Source organism: Asaia sp. W19, from assembly GCF_003994335.1.
Taxonomy (GTDB): domain Bacteria; phylum Pseudomonadota; class Alphaproteobacteria; order Acetobacterales; family Acetobacteraceae; genus Asaia.
In genome coordinates, this window is record NZ_PNQZ01000158.1 from 1 (window position 1) to 2,637 (window position 2,637).

Consider the following 2,637-nt stretch of genomic DNA (forward strand, 5'->3'; position numbering starts at 1 on the left):
GGCAGCTACAAGGCAGGCGATTTCCATCTTGAGGCCGATAGCGACGGCAGCACCAACCTGATTTATGACAGGTGCTTCCTTGCCGGGACGATGATCCGCACACCCTGTGGTGAAAAAGCGGTCGAAACGTTGCAGCCCGGTGACGAGCTCTGCGTCATGGGCGAGGATGGACCGGTCATTCGCAAAATCACCTGGGTCGGTTCCGCCGAGATCGTGGTCGATCCCTCGCGCAGCGATGATAGAGCGGGCTACCCTGTGCGGTTCCGGGCCAATGCGCTCGGGGCGGGGCTGCCCGATCGTGATCTGTTCATCACTCCTGAGCACTGCATCCATATTGGTGGCCGCCTCGTACCAGCACGCATGCTCGTGAATGGCGGCAGCATTGCCTATGATCGCAGCCAGTCGCGCTTCATGATCTATCATCTGCGCACCCAGGATCATGCGATCCTCTGGTCGAACAACATGGAAACCGAAACGCTGTTCGACACGCAGCGTCTGTCAGACGTGGACTTTGCCAGTGGCACTGCGATGGCTGAAACCTCGTGCGCCATGTCACGCGCTGCACCGCTCTGTGTCGAGCGTGCTTTCGTGGAGCCTCTCCACCGGATGCTGGCAGAGCAGGGGGGGGCGGTCGGTTCCGACCGACTCTCACCACCTGAGGAGCTGATACCCGATGGCGAAACCGATCTGCATCTGGTGGCTCCCGATGGGCAAATCATTCATCCGTCCCGTCGGACAGCGGATATGATGATCTTCCAGGTTCCGCCCCTGCTCGAAGAGGTGCGGCTCAGATCGCGCGCCGCCAGTCCCTCGCAGATTGAGGGGCCGTTCATCGATGATCGTCGCGATCTCGGTGTGCTGGTGGGCGACATCCATCTCTGGGACAGCGCCGCGACCCGTCGTATCGACGCACATCTGCAGGATGTCGCGCTTGAGGGCTGGCACGGTCTGGAAGACGGCTCCGTTCGCTGGACGGGGGGCAATGCCCTCCTGCCGCTTGGCGCGCGTGAGGGGGGGAATTATGCTGTTCTTGGCATTCGCCTCAGGGCAGCCGGCCCGCGTCGAAGCGCTGCCTGAGGCGCTGCCCGCGTGGCTGGCGGGCGAGGCGCGCAACTCGCTCCGTCGCTGATGCCCTGCCACGCTAGCGGAAAAGCTGCTCCTGACGATGCACGTCCCGGCGCAGGTCCCGGCCTGCTCTGAGTGCTGTGCCGCGCCGGATGTGGCGCGCCTGGGTCAACTGTAGAAGGTCCTGGGGGGGGGAGAGAGCGAGCTGGCGCCTGAGGATATGTGCCGTGACATAGGCGTCGGGACCGGCCCGATGGGCCGGGGAGGCCAGCTTTCTGTCGAGATCCAGGGCCAGCCAGTAACGCAAGATCTGATTCGTATGGCGCGGCGCTTCCGGCCAGAGCTTCTGACCGATACGCAGGGTGCAAAGCCAGGGAAGGCCACCAGTGATCTCGTCAGTCAGAAAATGGCGTTCGAAGGCGATGTGATGGGCGGCGAGCATGTCGGGGAGCGGAGCCCGTCTTACTTCTGCTTGCAGGATTTCAGGGTCTGCATGAGGCATGTCAGGACTGAAATCCTCGTCCATAAGATGATGTACCGCCTGGGTCTCGGGCGAGAGCGTCGCTCTGGGGCGGAAGAGCCGGGTATGGATGGGCTCGACGCGCCATTGATCATCCTGCAGGACCAGATCGACCGACCCGAATTCGATAACTTCGGAAGCAGCGGGGTGCGCGCCTGTCGTTTCGAGATCAATAACACGTAGACGCATGGAATCACTCAACTCTTTCTTCTGCTACAGAACCTGGCTTCATTTGAGACTGCTCACAGTGAATACCCCAAAGGTGAGGTAATATTTGTAATCGCCAGATGAGCAGGTGAACCAATCGGTGTGCGGCACGTTTCAGAACCATACGGAACACGCCTGGAGTCATGCCTCATTCTTTCATGACGTTGCCAGATTGAGGCCATGTTCCTTTGTTGTTTTGCAGGAAAGGAGAAGGTCATGAGCAATAATTCGACTTCCCCCCGGAGTGAAATCCTCACCGAGAACGAGGCCGCAAAGGTGTCGCCGCCCCCCCCTCGTGACGTGAAGACAGACCACCACGGTGAATTCCGCGTTCATGTCCAGCTTCTCGGCCAGGAATGGTCCCAGAAGCATTGATAATGGCCTCCCTGGCGGTCATGCCAGGAGAGAGCGCTATCACGTGGACATCAGCGCGAAACGCCCAGATCTGAGATCGTATGATCGGCGCGGTGCCACCAATACTCGCTGGGTGCTTTTGGCATGAGCGGCAAGCAGGCGTCAGGACCATCGCGCAGAATCACCGTGTTGGTGGGCGTCTCCTGCAATGTCAGGCTGGTGCAGCGTAACATGTCGCCATCCGCGATCAGAAAAGCCTCCAATTTGGCGTAGAGCAGCGCGGCCAACAGTTCGGTGGTGGGATCGCCCGGTGTGACGACCAGACGGTCGAGCCGATGAGGCTCATGATCGCGAAACCAGTCAAGAAGCGGGTCCGCAGCAGAAATCTGAAATGCGTGATCGAGGCGGGTATCCACGAATGCGTGCCAGCGCACCTTGGCCTCGGCGAAAGGGACTACCATATTGCGCCCGCCATCAAGGCGATGTGGAAG

The 2,637-nt window shown here is 60.4% G+C and carries 4 protein-coding genes; 2 read left to right on the forward strand and 2 right to left on the reverse strand.

All coding sequences use genetic code 11. The features are described from left to right. Window positions 1-1,077 (forward strand): Hint domain-containing protein (locus C0V97_RS17555; RefSeq protein WP_199752011.1); only part of this gene is annotated, 1,077 nt, incomplete at its 5' end. Window positions 1,078-1,141: 64 nt separating this feature from the next. On the opposite strand, the gene C0V97_RS17560 is transcribed toward C0V97_RS17555, so the two are convergent. Next, window positions 1,142-1,774 carry a 3'-5' exonuclease gene (locus tag C0V97_RS17560; RefSeq protein ID WP_127103277.1) on the reverse strand — a complete coding sequence of 211 codons (633 nt, stop codon included), beginning with the start codon at window positions 1,772-1,774 and terminating at the stop codon, window positions 1,142-1,144. Between the two features lie 234 nt (window positions 1,775-2,008). Here C0V97_RS17560 and C0V97_RS18470 point away from each other — a divergent pair, with 234 nt between their 5' ends. Further along, on the forward strand, window positions 2,009-2,167 hold the full coding sequence (locus C0V97_RS18470) for a hypothetical protein (RefSeq protein WP_158625437.1): 159 nt from the start codon (window positions 2,009-2,011) through the stop codon (window positions 2,165-2,167). Between the two features lie 50 nt (window positions 2,168-2,217). Here C0V97_RS18470 and C0V97_RS17565 read toward each other — a convergent pair. Beyond that, window positions 2,218-2,637: 6-carboxytetrahydropterin synthase (locus C0V97_RS17565; protein ID WP_127103728.1), on the reverse strand; the 420-nt coding region annotated here is incomplete at its 5' end.